Annotated in this window: 24 protein-coding genes; 12 read left to right on the top strand and 12 right to left on the bottom strand. The window is 60.1% G+C overall.

Annotation, left to right across the window (positions count from 1 at the left end):
* Positions 1-69 precede the first annotated feature (69 nt).
* The 3 genes from BLR72_RS12320 to BLR72_RS12310 form a co-directional block, all read right to left on the bottom strand.
* A complete protein-coding gene (locus BLR72_RS12320) occupies positions 70-1,881 on the bottom strand; it encodes an ABCB family ABC transporter ATP-binding protein/permease (RefSeq protein ID WP_244506702.1) in 1,812 nt (603 codons plus the stop codon).
* Between the two features lie 71 nt (positions 1,882-1,952).
* A complete protein-coding gene (locus BLR72_RS12315; RefSeq protein WP_244506689.1) occupies positions 1,953-2,291 on the bottom strand; it encodes an ArsR/SmtB family transcription factor in 339 nt (112 codons plus the stop codon).
* Between the two features lie 122 nt (positions 2,292-2,413).
* Entirely contained in the window at positions 2,414-3,655 is a 1,242-nt protein-coding gene (locus BLR72_RS12310; RefSeq protein WP_091948927.1) for a LysM peptidoglycan-binding domain-containing protein, read from the bottom strand.
* 177 nt (positions 3,656-3,832) lie between these two features.
* Here BLR72_RS12310 and BLR72_RS12305 point away from each other — a divergent pair, with 177 nt between their 5' ends.
* Both BLR72_RS12305 and BLR72_RS12300 read left to right on the top strand, forming a co-directional pair.
* Positions 3,833-4,438: an LOG family protein gene (locus BLR72_RS12305; protein ID WP_027229817.1), complete on the top strand. Its 606-nt coding sequence runs from the start codon at positions 3,833-3,835 to the stop codon at positions 4,436-4,438.
* A 21-nt stretch (positions 4,439-4,459) separates the two neighbouring features.
* A complete protein-coding gene (locus tag BLR72_RS12300; RefSeq protein ID WP_091948924.1) occupies positions 4,460-5,461 on the top strand; it encodes a CorA family divalent cation transporter in 1,002 nt (333 codons plus the stop codon).
* Here the strand turns inward: BLR72_RS12300 and rarD are convergent.
* The 6 genes from rarD to BLR72_RS22275 all read right to left on the bottom strand — a co-directional run bounded on the left by rarD (position 5,458) and on the right by BLR72_RS22275 (position 11,129).
* Positions 5,458-6,345: an EamA family transporter RarD gene (gene rarD / locus BLR72_RS12295; protein WP_091921340.1), complete on the bottom strand. Its 888-nt coding sequence runs from the start codon at positions 6,343-6,345 to the stop codon at positions 5,458-5,460. The two genes, BLR72_RS12300 and rarD, sit on opposite strands and share 4 nt — an antisense overlap.
* A gap of 185 nt (positions 6,346-6,530) precedes the next feature.
* On the bottom strand, positions 6,531-8,177 hold the full coding sequence (gene cimA / locus BLR72_RS12290; RefSeq protein ID WP_175492348.1) for a citramalate synthase: 1,647 nt from the start codon (positions 8,175-8,177) through the stop codon (positions 6,531-6,533).
* Positions 8,141-8,644: a GFA family protein gene (locus BLR72_RS12285; protein ID WP_091948919.1), complete on the bottom strand. Its 504-nt coding sequence runs from the start codon at positions 8,642-8,644 to the stop codon at positions 8,141-8,143. The genes cimA and BLR72_RS12285 overlap by 37 nt, the downstream gene beginning before the upstream one ends.
* The gene (locus tag BLR72_RS12280; RefSeq protein WP_027229822.1) at positions 8,634-9,017 is read right to left on the bottom strand and encodes an endonuclease domain-containing protein; all 384 of its coding nucleotides are present in this window, start codon (positions 9,015-9,017) and stop codon (positions 8,634-8,636) included. The genes BLR72_RS12285 and BLR72_RS12280 overlap by 11 nt, the downstream gene beginning before the upstream one ends.
* A gap of 292 nt (positions 9,018-9,309) precedes the next feature.
* Positions 9,310-10,758: a cysteine--tRNA ligase gene (gene cysS, locus BLR72_RS12270; protein WP_091948917.1), complete on the bottom strand. Its 1,449-nt coding sequence runs from the start codon at positions 10,756-10,758 to the stop codon at positions 9,310-9,312.
* A 71-nt stretch (positions 10,759-10,829) separates the two neighbouring features.
* Positions 10,830-11,129 carry a hypothetical protein gene (locus tag BLR72_RS22275; protein WP_139202528.1) on the bottom strand — a complete coding sequence of 100 codons (300 nt, stop codon included), beginning with the start codon at positions 11,127-11,129 and terminating at the stop codon, positions 10,830-10,832.
* Between BLR72_RS22275 and BLR72_RS22460 the strand changes: the two genes are divergently transcribed.
* Entirely contained in the window at positions 11,128-11,295 is a 168-nt protein-coding gene (locus BLR72_RS22460; RefSeq protein WP_155810791.1) for a hypothetical protein, read from the top strand. The genes BLR72_RS22275 and BLR72_RS22460 overlap by 2 nt on opposite strands.
* On the opposite strand, the gene BLR72_RS12265 is transcribed toward BLR72_RS22460, so the two are convergent.
* Positions 11,272-11,886 carry a LysE/ArgO family amino acid transporter gene (locus BLR72_RS12265; protein WP_091919092.1) on the bottom strand — a complete coding sequence of 205 codons (615 nt, stop codon included), beginning with the start codon at positions 11,884-11,886 and terminating at the stop codon, positions 11,272-11,274. The two genes, BLR72_RS22460 and BLR72_RS12265, sit on opposite strands and share 24 nt — an antisense overlap.
* A 32-nt stretch (positions 11,887-11,918) precedes the next feature.
* Positions 11,919-12,686 (bottom strand): SOS response-associated peptidase, encoded by a 768-nt coding sequence (locus BLR72_RS12260; protein ID WP_091948914.1) that lies wholly within the window; start codon positions 12,684-12,686, stop codon positions 11,919-11,921.
* 98 nt (positions 12,687-12,784) lie between these two features.
* Here BLR72_RS12260 and BLR72_RS12255 point away from each other — a divergent pair, with 98 nt between their 5' ends.
* The 7 genes from BLR72_RS12255 (at position 12,785) to BLR72_RS12225 (ending at position 17,605) form a co-directional block, all read left to right on the top strand.
* The gene (locus BLR72_RS12255; protein WP_091948912.1) at positions 12,785-13,216 is read left to right on the top strand and encodes an NUDIX domain-containing protein; all 432 of its coding nucleotides are present in this window, start codon (positions 12,785-12,787) and stop codon (positions 13,214-13,216) included.
* Between the two features lie 98 nt (positions 13,217-13,314).
* A complete protein-coding gene (locus BLR72_RS12250) occupies positions 13,315-13,665 on the top strand; it encodes a TIGR02301 family protein (protein WP_228019501.1) in 351 nt (116 codons plus the stop codon).
* A 102-nt stretch (positions 13,666-13,767) separates the two neighbouring features.
* The gene (locus tag BLR72_RS12245) at positions 13,768-14,025 is read left to right on the top strand and encodes a hypothetical protein (protein WP_027229828.1); all 258 of its coding nucleotides are present in this window, start codon (positions 13,768-13,770) and stop codon (positions 14,023-14,025) included.
* Between the two features lie 17 nt (positions 14,026-14,042).
* Entirely contained in the window at positions 14,043-14,837 is a 795-nt protein-coding gene (locus tag BLR72_RS12240) for a hypothetical protein (protein ID WP_091948909.1), read from the top strand.
* Between the two features lie 60 nt (positions 14,838-14,897).
* Positions 14,898-15,953: a D-alanine--D-alanine ligase family protein gene (locus BLR72_RS12235; RefSeq protein ID WP_091948907.1), complete on the top strand. Its 1,056-nt coding sequence runs from the start codon at positions 14,898-14,900 to the stop codon at positions 15,951-15,953.
* A 316-nt stretch (positions 15,954-16,269) separates the two neighbouring features.
* The gene (locus BLR72_RS12230; protein ID WP_091948905.1) at positions 16,270-16,728 is read left to right on the top strand and encodes a carboxymuconolactone decarboxylase family protein; all 459 of its coding nucleotides are present in this window, start codon (positions 16,270-16,272) and stop codon (positions 16,726-16,728) included.
* Positions 16,729-16,786: 58 nt separating this feature from the next.
* Complete coding sequence (locus BLR72_RS12225; protein WP_244506701.1) at positions 16,787-17,605, top strand: sigma-70 family RNA polymerase sigma factor; 819 nt, start codon at positions 16,787-16,789, stop codon at positions 17,603-17,605.
* Positions 17,606-17,769: 164 nt separating this feature from the next.
* Here BLR72_RS12225 and BLR72_RS12220 read toward each other — a convergent pair whose 3' ends face one another.
* Positions 17,770-19,101 (bottom strand): dihydroorotase, encoded by a 1,332-nt coding sequence (locus BLR72_RS12220; RefSeq protein ID WP_091948902.1) that lies wholly within the window; start codon positions 19,099-19,101, stop codon positions 17,770-17,772.
* Between the two features lie 76 nt (positions 19,102-19,177).
* Between BLR72_RS12220 and BLR72_RS12215 the strand changes: the two genes are divergently transcribed.
* Both BLR72_RS12215 and BLR72_RS12210 read left to right on the top strand, forming a co-directional pair.
* Positions 19,178-20,029 (top strand): CAF17-like 4Fe-4S cluster assembly/insertion protein YgfZ, encoded by an 852-nt coding sequence (locus tag BLR72_RS12215; protein WP_091948899.1) that lies wholly within the window; start codon positions 19,178-19,180, stop codon positions 20,027-20,029.
* A 13-nt stretch (positions 20,030-20,042) separates the two neighbouring features.
* Positions 20,043-20,675: a YfbR-like 5'-deoxynucleotidase gene (locus BLR72_RS12210; RefSeq protein WP_091948897.1), complete on the top strand. Its 633-nt coding sequence runs from the start codon at positions 20,043-20,045 to the stop codon at positions 20,673-20,675.
* Positions 20,676-20,678: the final 3 nt, after the last annotated feature.

The following is a 20,678-nucleotide window of genomic DNA, read 5'->3' as shown; positions in this document are numbered from 1 at the left end:
GTTTCGCGCGTTACTTATCGGAGATTGGAGGCCGGGGCAAACGCTTCGCTCGCCAGTTCACTGAAACCGCTATGCTGCCGGCTCGCCGCGCAGGACCACGCCAAGGTCGTCTTCCTCGCGCACACGGCGCAGCCGCTCCTCGGCCTCGGTGGCTTCGCGCTGGCGATTCCACATGGAAGCATAGAGGCCGCCGCGGGCAAGCAGCGTCAGGTGCGTGCCACGCTCGGCAATCACGCCATCCTTGAGAACGATGATTTCATCAGCGCCGATGACAGTCGAAAGACGATGGGCAATGACCAGGGTTGTGCGGTTGCGGCTGACAATATCGAGCGCCGACTGGATTTCATGTTCCGTGGCGCTATCAAGCGCTGACGTTGCTTCGTCGAGGATGAGAATGGGCGGAGCCTTCAGGATTGTCCGTGCAATGGCGACACGCTGTTTTTCGCCCCCGGAAAGCTTCAACCCACGCTCGCCGACCATCGACTCGTAGCCGTCCGGCAATGTCTGGATGAACGGGCCGATCTGAGCAAGTTCAGCGGCGTTGCGCATTTCCTCATCGCTCGCGGCGATCCGGCCATAACGGATATTATAGGCAATGGTGTCATTGAACAGCACCGTATCCTGCGGCACCATGCCGATCGCGGCGCGGAGGCTCTCCTGCGTAACGTCGCGAATATCCTGCCCGTCAACGCTGATCGAGCCGCTCTGGATATCGTAAAAGCGGAATAGCAGCCGGGACAGGGTCGACTTGCCCGCACCGGAAGGCCCGACAATGGCAATCGTCTTGCCGGCTGGCACCTCGAAACTGACGCCCTTCAGGATAGGTCGCTTCGGGTCATAGGCAAAGTGAACATTGTCAAAGCGGACGGACCCGCGCTCAATGTCAAGCGGCCGCGCGTCCGGGCTGTCCTGGACTTCCTGCTCCACATCCAGAAGATCGAACATCTGCTCGATGTCGGTCAGGCCCTGGCGCACCTCACGATAGATGAAGCCGATGAAATTGAGCGGGATCGACAGCTGCATCAGCATGGCATTGATGAAGACGAAGTCACCCAGCGTCTGCGTGCCGGCGAGAACCTCCCTGCCCGACATGATCATCATCACCGCCATGCCGACGCCGAAGATGACGGCCTGACCGAAGTTGAGCCAGCCGAGCGAGGTCCAGATGCGGGTCGCCGACACTTCATAGCGCGCCATCGCTCCGTCGAAGCGCTTGGCCTCCATGGCCTCGTTGCCGAAATATTTGACCGTCTCGAAATTGAGCAGCGAGTCGATCGCCTTGGAGTTGGCGTCCGTATCGGAAGCGTTCATGTCGCGGCGTATGCCGATGCGCCAATCGCTGGCACGGACGGTAAACCACGTATAGAGCCAGACCGTGGCAACGACCACGGCGACATAGGAGAAACCATAGGTGACGGCGAAGATCACGGCCGTCATGAGGAATTCGAGGATCGTCGGCGCCGTGTTCAGGATCGTGAACCGGACAATCGTTTCGATGCCCTTGGTCCCGCGCTCGATGATGCGTGAAAGGCCGCCCGTGCGCCGTTCGACGTGGAAGCGCAACGACAAATCATGCATATGCACGAAGGTCTTATAAGCAAGTTTTCGCACGGCGTACTGGCCGACGCTGGCAAACAGCGCGTCGCGCAACTGATTGAGGCCTGCCTGAACGATACGCGCCAGATTATAGGCTGCGACCAGCATAAGCGGGCCAACGAACAGCGCCGGCACGAGGTCCGAGGGCTCGAACTTGCCATTTAAGGCATTGGTCGCCCATTTGAAGAAATACGGAACAAGGATCAGAACGACCTTGGAAATGACGAGATAGACCGTGGCCCAGATCACGCGCATGCGCAGGTCCGGGCGCTCCATCGGCCACATGTAGGGCCAGAGATTGCGTATGGTCTGGAGTGTCTTTCCAGAGTCGGCGGAAACGGTCTTGTTGGCCACTTTTAATCCTTGTGGATCGCGGGGTGCAGCGAGGCACGGCCCCGAACCATCCCTTCATCGGAACAGCAAAGGCTCGCCATGTCGCTAACAAACGCGGCAACGGTGACGAATGCATCCGGATTAATACTGTAGTGCGAGCTCTGGCCTGAGGGCTGATAGCGGACAAGGCCGGCTTCGACGAGAATTTTCAGATGCTGCGAGACCGTCGACTGCGCAAGGTCAAGATGCGCGACGATATCCTTGCAACAGGAGCGGTCGAGACAGGCGAGCTGCCGGACGATGCGCAAGCGCGCCGGATGAGCAAGCGCGGCAAGGATCCGGGCGGTTTCCGCGTCCGACAAAGAGCGTTCAAACGGATTGGTACAATTCATCGTCCATCGGCGATAAACGATATAAATTTCCAAAGCAAGCCGAAAAGTAAAAACGCTATTCCGGCTTGAGGTGCCGGAATAGCGCAATCATGTCACTCGACGGCCGATTTTTCCTGATCCGGCAAGGTGAAGACCTGACCGGGGAAGATCTTGTTCGGATTGCGGATCTGTTCCTTGTTGGCAAGGTAGATCGTCGTGTAGCGAACGCCCGCGCCATAGGTGCGGCGGGAAATCCGCCAGAGATTGTCGCCCCGGCGAATAATGACCGAGCCGTCGACATTCTTGAGCGGCGCTTCGCTGTTCTGCGCTGCCGGATCCGTGCCTTGCGGAACGGCGCCGGTTGCGCTGTCGCCGGGCGTGGCATCGGCAATGGCTGCGACGCGCTCACCTGCCTCGCGTTTGAACGGCACCGCCGCACGCGCGATTATGGTCATGCCATCCCGGCCCATCATTTCGGCGCGAATAATGTAATCGCCGACAGCAAGCTCCTGCACCGTCTGCAGCAGGAAGCGGCCGTTTGGCGCCGTCTTCGTCGTTCCGAGCGGATCGTCATTGGCATAGAGCTTGACTGTCGAGCCTGGCTCCGAGGTGCCGGCGATGAAAATCTTGTTGCCCTCGATCTCGACAGCCTCGACGGCAACGAGAGCCCTCTCGGCGGGCGCGGCGGGCTTGTCGCCGGCAGGCGAGGCGGCGGTCGCCATTGCCGTCTGCGCTTCAGCCGGTGCAGCCGGTGCCGTAGCTTGCGGAGTCGTGATCATGCGGCTCGGTTGGCCAGATTGCTCGACGAGCGCCAGCACCTGTCCGGACTTGTTTTCGGGTATGGAGACAATGGCGGTCTCAAGCGATGTCAGCGCGCTGCCATCGGGCAGTGTCGAGCGCAGCACAAGCTGATAGTCGCCGGGTTTCAATGGCGTATCGAGGGCGATGACGAAGTCGCCGGTATCTGTCGCCTTGCCGGTGCCGACGATCTGCGATCCAGACAAAAGATCGACTGTAGCGTTCTTTGCCGCCTTGCCGGCAACAACGATCGATCCGGAGGGTTCGACGCGGAGAATGTCGAAGGTGGGTCCGCTCGAAGTTATCGTCGCTTCGCCTTGCGGCTGGGCAGCGGGCGCAGTGGCCGCAGGAAGCGACGCCGGGCTCTCTACCTTGGCCTCTTGTTGCGGGGCCGGTGTTGGTGCAGCGGCGGGCTGCTGTGTCTGTGCAGGACTGGTCGCAAGCGCTACGGGTTTGTCAGAAGTCGGCTCACCTGGCAGCAACGCCACGACAGCGGCGACGAGCCCAGCGGCAACGACAGTACCGAGCCCCAAAACCGCAATTTTATTCTCGAACATCGTTCCCCATTCCTATTGTTCTCTTTTTGGTCTAGCGCCTTTTCGCCGTTGCTACAAGAAAACCCTTTAGATTCAGGACTAGTCTTTAGACTTATCAAGAACAAATCTGGGGTAGCAAACTTTTGTCGCATTACTACCGCCTTGACGTTTGGCGGTGCAGGAGGCACCACTCGTCGCATGAGCAAGATTCGATCCATATGTGTCTATTGCGGGTCCTCGCCGGGCCGCGATCCGATCTACAAGCAAAGCGGCCGGCTGCTCGGCAAGTCGATTGCCGCACACGGGCTTGAACTCGTCTATGGCGGCGGCACGAAAGGCATCATGGGCGCGGTTGCGGACGGCGTCATGTCCGCGGGCGGTCGGGTAACCGGCATCATCCCGAAGTTCCTGATGAACAAGGAAGCCACCGAACACGCGCTTGGCCAGCTTTCCGAGCTGATTGTCACGGAAGACATGCACGAGCGCAAACACAAGATGTTCGAGCGCTCCGACGCCTTCGTTACGCTGCCCGGGGGCATCGGCACGGTCGAGGAGATCGTCGAGATAATGACCTGGGCCCAACTCGGGCGGCATCGCAAGCCGATGGTCTTTGCCAATGTCAACGGCTTCTGGAATCCGATGCTTGCGCTCATCGACCACATGAAGGCCGAAGGGTTCGTGCATACGTCACATTTGGTCAATCCGCTTGTGGTAGAAAACCCGGATGAGATCGTGCCGGCGATCCTCAACGCCGCTGCGCGAGGCGACCGGGAAGGCGATGGGTCGATCATCGAACGGATGTAGCTACGGAAAAGGGATCGATAGGTGGACACGAAGGCCTTGGATCCCAACAGCAAACAACTTGCCAGCGATGACTTTGTCATAAGCCACGCATTCGGTGCGGATGGCGCGCTTATCCTGCATCCTGGCGCCTCCAATCCTGCCGTATGGACCTGGAAAAGCTATGCGCTGGCCGATGCAAGAGCACGACGCAGCCTCGAAACCGACGCCACCCTGCCCGAAGCGGTACGCGAGGTTCTGCTTGCCTCCGGCGACCAATGCCAGATCAATTTCGACGATGGCTGGCTATACGGCGAATTGCCCGATCTCCAGCATGAGCACTATGGCGATCCGCGCGAACTCGGCTATTTCCGCTTCGCCTTCAATGATGGGGTCTTCATCAGCGCGCGGCGCCATCCGCTGCAGTCGGTCGACGACATACGCCAGGCGATAGGTCGGGGCAAAATCCGGCTTCCCTCGCCGCTCACCCTGTTCAATGCTGTTTTCCGGCGTTTCCTTGAACTGCTCAAGGCGGAAATTGCCAAGCTTTCGGAAACGCTCGATTCGATCGAGGATCACATTGTCGGCGAGAACTGGCAGGGCGAACGGGAGCGCCTGGTGCCGGTGCGGCGGCAGATCGTGGTCTTCCACCGCTACCTGACAGCGGCGATCAGCCTGTTTCGACATATAGACCATGCCGACCGCAGGGCCCTGCCTGAGGAGTTGGACGATCTCATCGAGGCCCTGTCGCGGCGAGCCGAAACCCTGCATGCGGAGGGCGACCAGTTGCAGCAGCGCGCGCGGTTGCTGCAGGACGAACTGATGGCCAAGCTCACCGACCAGTCGAACCAGTTCCTGTACGTTTTGTCGGTGATGACCGCTGTTCTTTTGCCGAGCACGGTCATCAGCGGGCTTTTCGGGATGAATACCGGTGGGCTACCGCTTGCAGAAAGCGCGCACGGTTTTTGGATCATCGCTTTCATCGCGCTCGCGATTTCCGCGGCGGTTTATCTGATTGTGCGCAGGATCGGCGGGAACAGGTGTTAAGCCGCCTTCACCTTGCGGGCTTGCTGCAACATCGACCACGTATAGATGGCAAGCGCCGTCCAGATCAGCGCAAAGGCGAGGAACTGGATATGCGAGAAAGGCTCGCCGAAGACGAAGATGGCGCTGAGGAAGACGATCGTCGGTGCGATGTACTGCATCAGTCCGATCGTCGTATAGCGCAGCAGCTTGGCGCCGAATGCATAAAGGATGAGCGGCACCGCCGTTGCCGGACCGGCGAAGAGCAGAAGGCCGACGTCGTGGGCGCTGCCATTGAAGAAGTGGCTGGTGCCCTGCGAGACGGTCCAGGCGATGAAGGCGAGCGAAGGCACCGACAAAAGCAGGACTTCAAGCATAAAACCCTGCGTTGGGCCGATCGGCAACGTCTTGCGGAAGAAGCCGTAAAAGCCAAAGCTGAAGGCTAGCACCAGCGAGATCCAGGGCAAGCCGCCGGAATAGACCGTCAAAAGAAGCACCGCGCAGGCGGCGAGCCCGACTGCCACGGCCTGCGGCTTCGACAGGCGCTCGCCAAGGAAAATGCCGCCGAGCACGACATTCACAAGCGGGTTGATGTAGTAGCCGAGTGCGGTGTCGATGGCATGCCCGCTGCCGATCGCCCAAACATAGGTTCCCCAGTTGAGCGTGATGAGCGAGGCCGTCAGCATCGCCATGAAAAGCATTCGGGGCGTCGTCAGCGCGACCTTCAGATCGCCGAACAATCCGAGCCACCACAGCAGCAGGGCGGCGATGGGTACCGACCAGATGATGCGATGCGCCACCACTTCCAGCGCCGGCATATGGGCAACCGACTTCAGGTAGAACGGAAGGACGCCCCAGAGCAGATAGGCTGAGAGCGCAAAGATGAAACCCTTCTTCCCGTCGGACATGCCGCCTGGACCTTCGGTTGTGACAAGGCCAGCGGTCACGGCGCGATTGGAAGCTATCTGTTCAGTCATGATGCGCCGACTCCTAGTCCTCGCTTCCCGGCGCGTCCATTGAATTCGGCTGATCGATACATCAAGACAGTTGATGTTTTTTACGGCAATTCGAACAAATTATGAGCGAATTCCAGCTATTCCGCGGCGATCTTGCCAGCGAGATCGCGGTTTTTCATCAGCTTGTAGACTATGGAATCCATCAGCGCCTGAAACGAGGCGTCGATGATGTTGTCGGATACACCTACCGTCCACCAGCGCGCATTGCTCGAATCCGTCGACTCGATCAGAACGCGCGTGATCGCTTCCGTGCCGCCATTGAGGATACGAACCTTGAAATCGGCGAGCACCAGATCATCGATCTCATTCTGGTAACGGCCCATATCCTTGCGTAGCGCAAGATCGAGTGCATTGACCGGACCATGGCCCTCGGCGACGGACATGCGGGTCTCCCCGTCGATGTCGACCTTCACCACCGCTTCCGAGACCGTCTTTATATTGCCGTTGGCATCGAAGCGGCGTTCGACCATGCATCGAAACGAGTCGACCTTGAAGAATTCCGGGACCGTGCCGAGCGTGCGCCGGGCCAAGAGTTCGAAGCTCGCATCGGCGCCCTCATAGGCATAGCCTTCCGCCTCATGTTCCTTGACGAGGGCAATGAGCGTGTCGAGCCGAGGATCGGACTTTGCCACGCTGATGCCGCGGCGCTCCAACTCATTGATGAAGTTGGACTTGCCGCCCTGGTCGGAGACCATCACCTTGCGGCGGTTGCCGACGGTCTCCGGCGGGACATGTTCGTAAGTCGCCGGCTCCTTGATCAGGGCCGAAGCGTGGATGCCGGCCTTGGTCGCGAAAGCCGACGTCCCGACGAATGCGCCCTGCGGGTTGGGCGCACGGTTAAGCAATTCGTCGAAGCTGCGCGAGAGCCGCGACAGCCCCTGCAGCTTCTCCATGCTGATGCCGGTCTCGAAGCGGTCCGCCCAGGCAGGCTTCAGCATTAGCGTCGGGATGATCGTGACCAGATTGGCATTGCCGCAACGCTCGCCGATACCGTTGAGCGTGCCTTGCACGTGGCGCACGCCGGCATCGATCGCAGCCAGCGAGTTGGCGACCGCCTGCTCGGTGTCGTTATGGGCATGAATGCCGAGATGATCGCCGGGGATCGACTTCGCCACTTCGCGTACGATCGTCGCCACTTCCGCCGGCTGCGTACCGCCATTGGTATCGCACAGAACGACCCAGCGCGCGCCGGCCTCATAGGCGGTTTGCGCGCAAGCGAGCGCATAGGCCGGGTTGGCCTTGTAGCCGTCAAAGAAGTGCTCGCAATCGACAATGGCTTCCTTGCCGGCTTCTACAGCGGCCGTGACCGAGGCGGCAATGCTTTCAAGGTTTTCCTCATTGGTGCAGCCGAGCGCCACGCGCACGTGATAGTCCCAGCTCTTGCCGACGAAGCAGACCGTGTCGGCGGCGGAACGGATCAGCGCCGTGACGCCGGGATCGTTGGAGGTGGAGACCCCTGCCCGCTTGGTCATGCCGAAAGCCGCGAACTTGGCGCGCTTTGTTCGCGTCTCGCTGAAGAACGCCGTGTCGGTGGGATTGGCGCCGGGATAGCCGCCTTCGACGTAATCGAAGCCGAAATCATCGAGCAAGGCGGCGATGACCTTCTTGTCCTCGACCGAAAAATCGATGCCTGGCGTCTGCTGGCCGTCGCGCAAAGTGGTGTCGAAGAGGTAGATGCGTTCCTTGGTCACTTGCTCGTTTCCCCGTCCCCGGCCTGCGGCCATTGATCCGTGTCATGGTCGGGATGCTGATAGGATATCATTGTTTTAAGAAATTCAGCCGATTCAGGATCGCCATCCGACGTATAACCCGGCAGCGCGCCGAGATCGTCGACATAGGGCAACTTGCCCTCAAGACCCCATTGCAGAACAGGCGCAAGTTCCTCCGGATGATCGAAAGCACCGATCGCCAGCGCGAGGCCATCGGGCGCCTCATAGGTCAGCGGCGTGCCGCACTCGGCACAAAAACCGCGCTTGACGTGATTGGACGACTGGTAGCGCTTGGGTTCGCCGCGCGTCCACTGGAAATGGGCGCCGCGCACCGATGCAAGCGGCGCATAGAAATTGCCGAACGCCTTCTGGCACATGCGGCAATGGCAGATGGAGGTGTCGTCCACCTTGCCCTCGACGCGAAACCGAACCGCTCCGCACTGGCACCCGCCGGTGTATATGGGCTTGTTGTCAAGGCTCATGGGCGGGGCTCCCTGCGGAAACGGTGCTCACGATATGCTGACAGACGCCATCGATATCTTGAAGCACATCGTCATTCCAGAACCGCAAAACCGTCCACCCGTCGCGGTTCAGGCGTTCGGTCCTTGCGCCGTCATACTGCTGACTGTGATCTTCACCGTGTTGAGACCCGTCGAGTTCAACAACGATGCGAGCCGCAGCACAGGCGAAATCAACGATGTAACCGCCGATTGGAACCTGCCGCTTGAACGACAAGCCCATCAGTCGGTGAGCACGGAGGCAATTCCAAAGTTTCAATTCCGGCTCGGTTTGCGCCCGCCGCATGGACTTCGCATATTGGCGGATTTTCACCGGAATTGGCGTGTGGGATGGCATGGTTAGTCACCCCCCTCTGTCCTGCCGGACATCTCCCCCACAAGGGGGGAGACTGAATTGTCATCGAACGTGTCGCTCAAATGCAAACCCCGGAGATTGGCCTCAACCTCTGTAAAGGCTGGTCTCCCCCCTTGTGGGGGAGATGTCCGGCAGGACAGAGGGGGGTGCTCATCGAACGTGTCGCTCAAATGCAAACCCCGGAGATTGACCTCAACCTCTGTAAAGGCTGGTCTCCCCCCTTGTGGGGGAGATGTCCGGCAGGACAGAGGGGGGTGCGATCCACGCGCATCCATCACCGCCTCACCTCCCAGGTCGTAACCCGCTCGCCCGTTTCAGGATCCTTGCCGTCCTTGAGCTGTATGCCCTGGTCCAGCAGTTCGGCGCGGATGCGATCGGCCTCGGCGAAGCTCTTTGCAGCAAGCAGAGCGAGCCGGTCGGCGATCTTCGACTCGATTTCGTCCGCAAGCTCTGACGACACCGTCTCGGCCTGCAAGTCGAAGCCGAGAAGCGCGAACGCTGTCCGGTAGTCGCCAGGCTCGACCGCGCGCGAGCGCCGCGCCGAAGACAGCCAGTTGATCACGCTCGGCGTGGCGAGATCATCCGCAAGCAGGGCAATCACCTCGTCGGGGATCGCACCGGGTTCGGCATTGCCTACATATTCGCGCGCCTTGGCAAGAATGTTCTCCGCCTCCTCGAGCCGGCTGACGCTGAAATCGATCGGCTCGCGGTAGTTGGTCATCAGCATGGCGAGGCGCAGCACGTTGCCCGGCCACTTGCGCCCGCCGAACGTTTCGGTTGCGAGAAGCTCGTTGATCGTCACGAAGTTGCCGAGGCTCTTTGCCATCTTCTGGCCCTCGACCTGCAGGAAGCCGTTATGCATCCACACATTGGCCATGCGGTCGATGCCGAGCGCGCAGCACGACTGTGCGATCTCGTTCTCGTGGTGCGGGAAAACGAGGTCGATGCCGCCGGCATGGATGTCGAAAATGTTCTTCTGCGGATCGTCGCACTGCAGCCCGCCGCCAAACGGCTCGAGCAGTTTCGCCATGGACATGGCCGAGCATTCGATATGCCAGCCGGGACGGCCAAGGCCTTCGATCCCAGCCGGTGAGGGCCAGCCTGGCTCACCCTCCCTTGACGGTTTCCACAGGACGAAATCCATCTCGTCGCGCTTGTAGGAGGCGACATCGACGCGGGCACCGGCGAGCATATCGTCGGCGGAGCGGCGCGCAAGCATGCCGTAGCGCGGCCCCCTGGCGGCGTTCATCGCCGCCGGTGAGAACAGGACATGGCCATCGGCGACATAGGCGATGCCGCGCTCGACGAGACGGTCGATCATTGCCACCATTTCCGCGATGTATTCCGTCGCCCGCGGCTGGGCCGTTGGCTGCAGGTTGCCAAGCGCCGCCACATCAGCCTGGAACTGGCGGTTCGTCGTCTCCGTCACCTTGCGGATCGCCTCATTGAGCGGAAGCGCCGGAAAGTCACGGGCGGCACGCGCATTGATCTTGTCGTCGACGTCGGTGATATTGCGCACATAGGTAACGTGGTTTTCGCCGTAGACGTGGCGCAGCAAGCGAAACAAAACGTCGAAGACGATCACCGGTCGGGCGTTGCCGATGTGGGCATAGTCATAGACAGTGGGTCCGCAGACATACATGCGCACATTGTTCGGATCGATCGGCACGAACACTTCCTTCGTGCGGGTGAGCGTGTTGTAGAGGCTCAGTTGCTGCGGCATGGCGGTCTGCTCAAATCTCGGGTTTCAACATCAAACGCATATCATTCCACTGGTCTGGCGACCGGTGCGTTTCACATCTTTTGCTGAATTTTGAGACGAAAACGGCCGGGCCAGCGCAGTGCTAGCTGATAATGATCCGACAGGTAATAATGATGGTTACGGGCAACGTTTTCATGGCCGCATTTATGATCGACTGCGCGCCGATCGTCAAGCGTATCGCCGCGAAACGCGGGTGTTGCATTTTTGCCTGCTTCCTCGTGGTTAATCCATCTTAACCGAATAGCCCAAAATCCTCCCGGAAAGTGCCTTTTTTCCGGCTCATTTGACCGGGAATCCTGACTTATCCGAAAAAGGGGATAGGACCAGCCCATGAACACCATCCAGCAGACGGCAAAGCCGCGCGAAAGCGTCCGCGCCGAGAATCTCGTTGCCAAATATAATGCCATCGGCCCCGCCGCGATCCTTGCCGCGGTGCTGAGCACCGTGCGCAAGCGTCCGCAGCTGAAGCTTGCCTCAATTGTGCAGGAAACGGACTAACAGGCTCGTTGCAATGCCGGCCATGACAAGGCCGATCAGGATATCAAGGACGCGCCAGGCCGCAGGCTTGGCGAAGACCGGTTGCAGCAGCCTCGCCCCATAGCCGAGGCTGAAGAACCAGATGAACGAAGCGAGCGCCGCGCCGACGCCATAGGCCGCGCGGTTGACGCCCTCGAAGCGAGCCGAGAGCCCGCCCAATAGAACGACTGTATCGAGATAGACGTGCGGATTGAGGAATGTCAGCGCGAGCACGGTGCCGACGGCTGCCTTGAGCGAGCTTCCGCCAGAACCCGCCGCCCGCAAGCCTTCCGGATGAAACGCACGCCGAAAGGCGACCGATGCGTACCAGAAGAGAAACACCGCTCCGCCCAGCGTCACGAAGGAAATCAGTTTCGGAGACTGTGCGATCAGCGTGCCGAGGCCGGCAACGCCAGCCGCGATCAGCAAGGCGTCCGACAGCGCGCAAATGAAGCTCAGGATGAAGACATGTTCGCGCAGCAGGCCCTGCCGCAGGATATAGGCGTTTTGCGCGCCGATCGCGATTATGAGCGACGCGCCAAGGAGAAAACCGGAAAGAGCGGCTGAAAGCATATCGTCTGTGTCCTGAAGTTGGCGCGTGAGGCCTAGAAAAGTTTCATCTGTGCGTCGGATTGCGGCGGCTTTGAACGCTGCGGTTTCTTGCGTTCCTCGGGCGGTGTCTCTTCGACCCGCTCCTGGATTTCCGGTCCGGTGTTTTCGAACTTGTTGACCTTGTCGGAGACCGGTATCGCCTCGAAAAGGTCCTCGCGTGCCGGTTTCAGGAGGTCGGCGACATGGCGCGGCTCCTGCGACTTGCAATCGAGCCAGCGCGAGAAATCCTTCTGCTCGATGACGACGGGCATGCGGTCGTGGATGAAACGCAGGTTATCGCTCGCCTCCGTGGTGAGCACCGCGCCGGTATCCATCTCCGACCCCTCGGCATTCGCCCAGGGCTCGTAAAGTCCGGCAAAGGCGACAACGCCGCCATCGCGCGGGCGCACCCAATAGGCCTGCGCCTTCCGGTCGCCGTTGCGGCGCCACTCATAGAAGCCCGAGGCCGGGATCAGCGCGCGGCGATGGCGCATCGCCGCCTTGAACGATGCCTTGTCGATCGCAGTCTCGGCGCGGGCGTTGATCATCAGCGGATAATTTGCCGTGTCCTTGACCCATCCCGGAATGAACCCCCATCGTACAAGGAGCGCACGCCGGTTGGGCCGGTTGCTGCCGGGCGGCGGCGTTTCCCCGCTGACGACCATGAGGATCGGTTGGGTCGGCGCAATATTGTAGCGGGGCGGGAAATCCTCAAGCTCCATAAGATCGAACCAGGCTTCGATCTCTTCCGGTGTTCCGAGGAGGGAAAAACGTCCGCACATTTATAACGAGCCCTTAGTGACCGCGGCGATCTTCCCGATTTGCGGTTGCCCGTCAAGGCGACCTTGTCAAATGCGTTGATGCCGCTTACCCCTGAGATATGGATCAAATTCCCCTCTCCGCAACCGTCGATGGCGTTTCCGCGGTCTGTATCCGCGACAAGGCATTCCTGCTTGTCGAGCGCGGCCGCGAGCCCTCGAAAGGCTGGCTCGCCTTTCCCGGTGGAAGGCGCGAGGACGGCGAGACGCCGCAGGCAGCTGCAATGCGCGAGCTCTTCGAAGAGACCGGCATCATCGCGCAAGAGGTCACTTATCTGACCACTTATACCTTCGATTATTCGACACCTGAGTTTCCGTCGCCCAAGGCGTTCCGCCTCGCTGTATTCCTCGCGCATGACGCAACGGGAGACGCCGTCGCCGCCGACGATGCTGCGGCCGTGCATTGGCTGCGCGCCGACGAAATGGCCGCATTTGACGTGACCGAAAGCGTACTCGAGGTCGTGCACTTCCTGGCGCGTTCCTTCGAAAGTTGAGGGTATCGCCGATCAACGCCTTGAAGGCGCCTTGCTTTCGGGCAACATGTCGCGAAGGGCGAACAGGCTTGGGGAATTTCGTGCGGCGAGCAGCATTGATCACAGCGTTTCTTGCGACACTCGCCAGCGCTGTCCCGGCATATGCTGTCGATCCGCTCTACGAGGCCAAGCTGCTGCGCCTCGCCGAGGTAATGGGATCGATCCATTCGCTGCGCAATCTGTGTGGCGAGAAGAGCAGCCAGTGGCGCGATCGCATGGATACGCTGCTTCTGGCGGAAAACCCCGACCCGGCACGGCGGGCGCGTCTCATCGCCAGCTTCAACCGCGGCTACCGCACGTTCAACGAGACTTACTCTACCTGCACCAGCCAGGCGATTGCGGCGATTGACCGCTACCAGGCCGAAGGAATGAGGCTTTCATCCGAGATCGTATCGGGCTATGGAAATTAACTGTGCTTTAACTGTTGAAGCCAATGGGCCGCATTTTAAACAAAACATATGATAGAGTTTAGCGGTAGTTTAAGAATTGGCTTCGGCCAAGGACGGTATGACATGAACATGACATCGACGGACCTCGATAGGTTGGTTGCAGAAGAAAAAAAACTGGTTGCGATCGAATATCAGAATGAAGTCTGGGCAGATGGCACGCTCGAGGGTATCGAACCTGAAATTATGGCCGAGGCAGCATTCGCAACCGCGCTGATCGAACTGATCCGCGACAATGGCGAAGCCTCCGCTCTTGCGTTGCTTGAAGTGTTGCGTGAACGTATTTCTGCAGGTGAATTTTCAACGAATCGCGTTCTCCAGTAACGCCCGGGTGATCCAGCATGCTTGAGAAGCACTTTTCCGCGCCCGCGATTGCCCGCGCAATTGTCATCGTGGCCGCGTCCTGTGCGTTCAGCCTTCCTGCTGCGGCCGCCAGCGGCAAACCCGTCCAGCTTGCCTTGAGCGAACTGAAGAAGGAAGAGCTTCCTAAGCCTGCAGAGCCTGCCAAGCCCGACGCAACGCAGAAGCCGGCAGGCGAGACGCCGCCCGCTGCGACCGACCAACCGGCGGCCCCGAGCGACGGGGATGCGGACACACCCGCCGCCAATGACGGCGCCGTCGTCCCCGACAGCAGCATCGCCATGCCGAATGCCAAGGAAGGCGCGGCGGCCGCGCAGGTCGAATACGATCTCAGCAAGCTGCCGTTTCCGGTGCGCAAGATGCACGAACTCATCCTGACGGCGGCCAAGTCCGGCAATATCGAGGCGCTGCGTCCTTTGATCGGCTCCGGCGACGACGTCACCATGCTCTCGCTCACCGAGATCGAGGGCGATCCCCTTGCCTATCTGAAGTCGTTGGCGGGCGATCCTGAAGGCATGGAAATTCTTGCAATCCTCGTCGATGTGCTTGAATCCGGTTACGTCCACCTCGATGCCGGCACGCCGGACGAGCTTTATGTCTGGCCCTACTTTTTCGCCTATCCGCTCGACAAGCTCGACGCCAAGCAGAAGGTCGAACTCTTTCAGATCGTCACCGCGGGCGATTATGACGAGATGAAGCAATTCGGCACTTATGTCTTCTACCGCCTTGGCATCACGCCGAAGGGACGCTGGCGCTTCTTCGTCACTGGTGACTGAGCCGGCGCGCCAGGCGCTCCACTTGAATCCCCATCGCCGATCTTTCGGGAGAACTCCACCATGTCCAGAACGCGCGTCGCAATTCTCTTTGGTGGCAGATCTTCCGAACACGATGTCTCCGTCATGTCCGCGAGAAATGTCTTCGAGGCGATTGACCCGGAGGTTTACGAAACAGTTCTCGTTGCGGTGACCCGGCAGGGCGAGTGGCTGCTCGTCGACGGCGGCTTTCCGCAATCCGTACCGGGCGATGGTACGAAAATTACTTTGCTTCCGGGTGGCCGGGGCCGCGCGCTTGCTCTTCCCATATCCGGCCCGGCCTATGAGATCACGCCTATAGACGTGCTGCTGCCGGTTCTTCACGGACCCTTTGGCGAAGACGGCTCCGTGCAGGGCCTGGCGGAAGTCGCCAACATTCCCTATGTCGGAAGCGGTATTTTTGGATCCGCCGCTGCCATGGACAAATATCAGGCGAAGTGCCTGCTGGCCCATGACGGCCTGCCCGTTGCATCTGGCATCATGGTAAAGCGCTCCTCGGACATTGATCTCGACGCCTTTTCCCAAACGCTTTCGTGGCCCGTCTTCGTCAAGCCGGCCCGGCAGGGTTCATCGGTCGGCGTCAGCAAGGCGAGGACAGCCGAGGAGCTGCATGTGGCGGTTGGATCGGCATTGCAATTCGACGACCATGTCCTCATCGAAGAGTTCATTGAAGGCCGGGAGATCGAACTCGGCGTGCTCGAAGCGGCAGATGGCACCTTGATTGTTTCGGTGCCGGGCGAAATTGCTCCGTCCAACACGCACGACTTCTATACCTACGAAGCAAAATACCTCGATGCGGATGGAGCGGACCTTACCGTGCCTGCCCGCATCAGCCCCGACGAGGCCCAGGCTCTACAGGATATGGCAGAACAAGCTTTTCGTGCGCTTGGATGCGAGGGCATGGCGCGCGTTGATTTCTTCCTTCGCGCCGATGGCAGCGCCGTGATCAACGAAGTCAATACGATACCGGGATTTACCAATATCAGCATGTATCCCAAGGTACTTGGCGCGACCGGAATACCCTATCCGGAACTGATCCACCGGTTGATCCAGCACGGATTGAAGCGCGCCGTACGCTGATTCTCGGGCGCTTGACGGCCACCTCGGTCCTCCACCTTATACATCTCGCCGGTTGCAACAATGACAATGACCTGATCGCCAGCGTCGGCGCGCTACGTTGACGTTATCGTAGGCGGGCGATGCCCCTCCGACCATTGAGCCGACGCGCCCTACAGCAGCAGATTGAGGTTAGTCCGACCCAATGCGGGGCGTCAAGAATGGATCTCCGCTCAACAAACGCAGCCTGTCCCAAAAATAATCTTGGAGCGATGTCACATTAGAAAATGCTGTCTCGTCTTGTTTTCAGGCAACGCAATGCCGCACAAGGAGACCAATGATGAAACCGAGACTGAACCCCTACAACCACGACGCAATAAAGCCCATGATCGAGATGGAGAAGAGCGCCGTTTCCAGCGGGCTCGAGATGAGCCTTATCGAACTCGTCAAGATGCGTGCCTCGCAGGTCAATGGCTGCGCCTTCTGCCTCGACATGCATTCGAAGGATGCGCGCAAGCGCGGCGAGACCGAACAGCGCCTCTATCTGCTCGACGCCTGGCGCGAGTCGCCGCTTTATAGCGAGCGCGAACGCGCCGCCCTCGCCTGGACTGAAGCATTGACGCTGATTGCCAAGACGCACGCACCGGATAATGTCTATGAGGAATTGAAGACGCAGTTCAGCGAAGAGGAGATCGTCAAACTGAGCATGCTCATTGTTACCATCAACGGTTGGAACCGGCTCGCCATCGGATTCCGGTCGGTGCATCCGGTGTCGAAAGATAGTGCCGCAGCAGCCTGAAGCCACGTCAAGTATATTCAATCGCCTCAGACCGCGACTGATCCGCATTGCCTATCGCATGCTCGGATCGGTCGCGGAGGCGGAGGATATTGTCCAGGAAGGTTTCATTCGCTGGCACCAGGCCGATCGCTCGGAGGTAAGGAGCGAGGAAGCCTTCCTGGTTCGCATCGTCACGAGGCTTTGCCTCGACCACCTCAAATCTGCACGTGTTAGACGGGAGACCTATGTGGGAAGCTGGCTGCCTGAACCGATATTTGATCCGAGCGAAGAGGAGACGGATGCCGATATAACGCTGACGCTGATGATGGCGCTGGAGCGGCTGTCGCCGCTGGAACGGGCGGCGTTCCTGCTGCACGATGTTTTCGGCCAGGATTTCAATGAGGTGGCGCAGGCGATAGGCCGCGATCCGGCAAGCTGCCGCCAGCTGGCGAGCCGGGCCCGCACCCATGTTCAGCAAGCAAAGCCGCGCTTTCCCGTTTCCGACGAACAGGGCAAGAATATCGCCCAAGCCTTCTACAATGCATCGCGCAGCGGCGACATGCAGGCACTGCAGGCGCTTCTCGCCGATGACGTCGTCATGTATGCCGATGGCGGCGGCAACCGCACATCCACGATCAATCCAATCTATTCGCGGGCAAAGGTCGGACGCTTCTTCGACGGCATCGGGCGGACCGCCGGCTATCGGTTCTCGCCGCTATTGTATGAGGGCCTGATCGACGGCCTTCCCGGCTTTGTGACCACGGAATTCGACGGACTGCCGCAAACCACGGCGCTCGAAATCGAGGACGGGAAGATCAAGGCGATCTATATTGTCCGCAATCCGGAGAAACTGCGCCACCTGCAGTTTGCGCAGGCAATTCCGGGCGGGAGTGCTTGAAGGCTGGAGGTGGTGCGTTTTGCGCCAACCCTTACCGCCGTCGTCCGCGGGGCACTTGTTCCGGGACCCACGAGGACCCACCTGCACAGTGGTACAGAATAGATCCTCGGGTTGGGCCCGAGGATGACGGAGAAGAATGGAGCCTCAGCACAATGCAACGCTCGTTACCGAGGCAGCGCCTCACCGAAAAGCACAGGTTCACCTGTGGATGGCGTGACGATCTCGCCCTCCCACATCACCCTTTGGCCGCGAACGACTGTTCCGACCGGCCAGCCGGTGACGATCTTGCCGTCATAGGGCGTCCAGCCCGCCTTGGAGCCGACGTTCGCATTGGTGATCGTCTCGCGCCGCTTCATGTCGACGATCGTCAGATCCGCGTCATATCCGACGGCGATGCGGCCTTTGCGCGCCATGCCGAACAGCCGGTTCGGACCGTGCGAGGTCAAGTCAACGAAGCGCTCGATCGACATGCGCCCCTCGTTCACATGGTCGAGCATGATAGGTACGAGTGTCTGAACGCCCGTCATGCCCGACGGGGACGCCGGATAGGGTTTCGACTTTTCCTCAAGCGTATGCGGCGCATGGTCGGAGCCGAGAACGTCGACGATACCCTGCGTGATGCCTGACCAAACGCCATCGCGGTGCCGGGTATCGCGGACCGGCGGATTCATCTGCAGCAGCGTGCCGAGCGTCGCATACTGGCTCGCCTCGAGCGTCAAATGATGCGGCGTCGCCTCGCAGCTTGCCACATCCTTGTGATCCTTGAGGAATTCGATTTCCTCGGCCGTCGATATATGCAGGACATGGATGCGCGCCCGGGTTTCCCTGGCGATGCGCACCAGCCGTTCGGTGCATTTGAGCGCTGCGATTTCGTCACGCCAAACGGGATGGGACGCGGGATCGCCGGCAATGCGCATGCCCTCGCGTTCCCGCAGCCGAAACTCGTCCTCCGAATGGAAGGCGGCGCGGCGGCGCGTGTTCCTGAGGATCGACCGGACGCCTTCGTCATCCTCGACCAGAAGGTCGCCGGTGGACGAGCCCATGAAAACCTTGATGCCCGCAGCGCCGGGAAGACGCTCCAGTTCGGCCACCTGATCGGCATTGTCGCGCGTGCCCCCCACCCAGAAGGCGAAGTCGCAATGCATGCGGTGTCGGCCGCGCCTGATCTTGTCTTCAAGCGTTTCGGCCGATGTCGTCAGGGGCTTGGTGTTCGGCATTTCGAAGACGGCCGTGACGCCGCCAAGGACAGCGGAGCGCGAACCGCTTTCCAGATCCTCCTTGTGCTCAAGGCCTGGTTCGCGGAAGTGCACCTGGCTGTCGACGACGCCGGGCAGGATGTGCAGCCCGGTCGCATCGACGAGCTCGCCTGCCGAGGCGTGGCCGAGATTACCGATCGCGGCGATACGGCCATTGCTGACGCCGATATCCCGCAGGCCGACCCCATCCTGATTGACGACAAAACCGCTGCGGTAAATCGTGTCGAACATCTGCACCATTTGCTTTCCCATCCAGCCTTGCGAACCTGCCTAGAGCGAATTAGGTAACAGGGACGATAAAGGCAAGGACAATGCTATGCCATCGGCAAGTTTAAGTGGACGCGCGCTCCTCGACGTCAAGGGCGACGACGCCGAAGATTTTCTCCAGAACATTATCACGACCGATCTCGATACGCTCGGCAAAGGTGAATTGAAGCCGGGCGCCCTGCTGACGCCGCAGGGAAAAATCCTGTTTGAATTCCTTGTTTCGCGCAACGGGGCCGGGCTGCGCCTTGATCTCAATGCTTCATCTATAGACGATCTCGTGAAGCGCCTCACACTCTACCGGCTTCGCGCCAAGGTTCAATTTGCCATGGATATAGAGTCGCTTGTCACGGTTTCCTGGAATGACGATTCAAGTGCCTCTGAAACTGATTCAATCCTGACCGACCGCCGGTTTCCCGAAAGGCTGAGCGTCAGGCGCCGGTACGGCGAACCTGCCGATGCTGGCTCGGACGTTGACGCCTGGAATGCGCTCCGCATCGCATACGGCGTTGCCGAAGCACCGGACGACTATGCGCTCGGCGAAGCATTTCCCCATGACGTCAACTTCGACCAGACTGGAGGCGTTTCGTTCAAGAAGGGCTGTTTCGTCGGCCAGGAGGTCGTATCAAGGATGCAGCACCGCGGCACGGCGCGCCGGCGGATATTGATTGCAGCGGCCACCGCTGACCTGCCGGCGCAGGGAACACCCCTAACTGCGGGCGGCCGCGAGATTGGTACCCTCGGCACAGTCGTTGCGAAAGACGGTCTCGCCCTTGTCCGCATCGACCGGGTCAAGGATGCGATGGATAGCGGCATGCCCATTATGGCAGGAGATGTCGCGGTTCACCTTGCCATTCCCCCCGAACACCGCTTTACATTTCCGGTGACGACGCAGGAAGCGTGATCGGGAATTGTTGATGCCGGCGAAGCCGCAGACGGACAAGCGAACGGAACTCAGGGCCTGGCAGCGCATGCTGTCCGGCCGCAGGCTCGACCTGCTCGATCCATCGCCGCTCGACATCGAGATCGTCGACATCGCCCAAGGGCTCGCCCGTGTTGCACGCTGGAACGGGCAGACGGTCGGCGATCACGCCTTTTCCGTTGCGCAACATTCGCTGCTCGTCGAAGAGATTTTCGGCAGGATCGTACCGGAGGCGACAACCGAACAGCGGCTGATCGCGCTGCTGCACGATGCGCCCGAATATGTGATCGGTGACATGATTTCGCCGTTCAAGGCGGTGGTCGGCGGCGATTACAAGAGCGTGGAATTGCGCCTGCAGCACGCCATTCATGTCCGCTTCGCGCTTGCTCCGGTCATCCACCAGAACCTGCGCCTGTTGATCAAGCGCGCCGATGCGGTGGCCGCCTATTTCGAAGCGACCCGACTTGCCGGATTCGCCGAAAAGGAAGCCGTGCAATTCTTCGGCCGCCCGCGCGGTATCAGCCCGCATGGCATCGATGTAACGGCGCTGCCGACACAGGATGTTCAAGACGCTTTTTTACAACGTTTTGCCGAACTTGACGGGCGACGTTCACAAGACCAAGGTTAGCTC

The sequence above is a fragment of the Phyllobacterium sp. YR620 genome, assembly GCF_900104165.1.
In the GTDB taxonomy this organism is placed as follows: Bacteria; Pseudomonadota; Alphaproteobacteria; order Rhizobiales; family Rhizobiaceae; genus Phyllobacterium; species Phyllobacterium pellucidum.
The sequence above is the reverse complement of the archived record's forward strand: the minus strand, read 5'-3'. Positions and strand labels throughout refer to the sequence as shown.

Excerpts from the sequence above, each read along its gene's own strand:
- BLR72_RS12320 (WP_244506702.1), bottom strand. The coding sequence starts at position 1,881 with ATGTGGCCGATGGAGCGCCCGGACCTGCGCATGCGCGTGATCTGGGCC.
- BLR72_RS12310 (WP_091948927.1), bottom strand. The coding sequence starts at position 3,655 with ATGTTCGAGAATAAAATTGCGGTTTTGGGGCTCGGTACTGTCGTTGCC.
- BLR72_RS12305 (WP_027229817.1), top strand. The coding sequence starts at position 3,833 with ATGAGCAAGATTCGATCCATATGTGTCTATTGCGGGTCCTCGCCGGGC.
- rarD (WP_091921340.1), bottom strand. The coding sequence starts at position 6,345 with ATGTCCGACGGGAAGAAGGGTTTCATCTTTGCGCTCTCAGCCTATCTG.
- cimA (WP_175492348.1), bottom strand. The coding sequence starts at position 8,177 with ATGGCCGCAGGCCGGGGACGGGGAAACGAGCAAGTGACCAAGGAACGC.
- BLR72_RS12285 (WP_091948919.1), bottom strand. The coding sequence starts at position 8,644 with ATGAGCCTTGACAACAAGCCCATATACACCGGCGGGTGCCAGTGCGGA.
- BLR72_RS12280 (WP_027229822.1), bottom strand. The coding sequence starts at position 9,017 with ATGCCATCCCACACGCCAATTCCGGTGAAAATCCGCCAATATGCGAAG.
- cysS (WP_091948917.1), bottom strand. The coding sequence starts at position 10,758 with ATGCCGCAGCAACTGAGCCTCTACAACACGCTCACCCGCACGAAGGAA.
- BLR72_RS22460 (WP_155810791.1), top strand. The coding sequence starts at position 11,128 with ATGAACACCATCCAGCAGACGGCAAAGCCGCGCGAAAGCGTCCGCGCC.
- BLR72_RS22275 (WP_139202528.1), bottom strand. The coding sequence starts at position 11,129 with ATGGGCTGGTCCTATCCCCTTTTTCGGATAAGTCAGGATTCCCGGTCA.
- BLR72_RS12265 (WP_091919092.1), bottom strand. The coding sequence starts at position 11,886 with ATGCTTTCAGCCGCTCTTTCCGGTTTTCTCCTTGGCGCGTCGCTCATA.
- BLR72_RS12260 (WP_091948914.1), bottom strand. The coding sequence starts at position 12,686 with ATGTGCGGACGTTTTTCCCTCCTCGGAACACCGGAAGAGATCGAAGCC.
- BLR72_RS12255 (WP_091948912.1), top strand. The coding sequence starts at position 12,785 with ATGGATCAAATTCCCCTCTCCGCAACCGTCGATGGCGTTTCCGCGGTC.
- BLR72_RS12245 (WP_027229828.1), top strand. The coding sequence starts at position 13,768 with ATGAACATGACATCGACGGACCTCGATAGGTTGGTTGCAGAAGAAAAA.
- BLR72_RS12240 (WP_091948909.1), top strand. The coding sequence starts at position 14,043 with ATGCTTGAGAAGCACTTTTCCGCGCCCGCGATTGCCCGCGCAATTGTC.
- BLR72_RS12235 (WP_091948907.1), top strand. The coding sequence starts at position 14,898 with ATGTCCAGAACGCGCGTCGCAATTCTCTTTGGTGGCAGATCTTCCGAA.
- BLR72_RS12230 (WP_091948905.1), top strand. The coding sequence starts at position 16,270 with ATGAAACCGAGACTGAACCCCTACAACCACGACGCAATAAAGCCCATG.
- BLR72_RS12225 (WP_244506701.1), top strand. The coding sequence starts at position 16,787 with ATGCTCGGATCGGTCGCGGAGGCGGAGGATATTGTCCAGGAAGGTTTC.
- BLR72_RS12220 (WP_091948902.1), bottom strand. The coding sequence starts at position 19,101 with ATGGTGCAGATGTTCGACACGATTTACCGCAGCGGTTTTGTCGTCAAT.
- BLR72_RS12215 (WP_091948899.1), top strand. The coding sequence starts at position 19,178 with ATGCCATCGGCAAGTTTAAGTGGACGCGCGCTCCTCGACGTCAAGGGC.
- BLR72_RS12210 (WP_091948897.1), top strand. The coding sequence starts at position 20,043 with ATGCCGGCGAAGCCGCAGACGGACAAGCGAACGGAACTCAGGGCCTGG.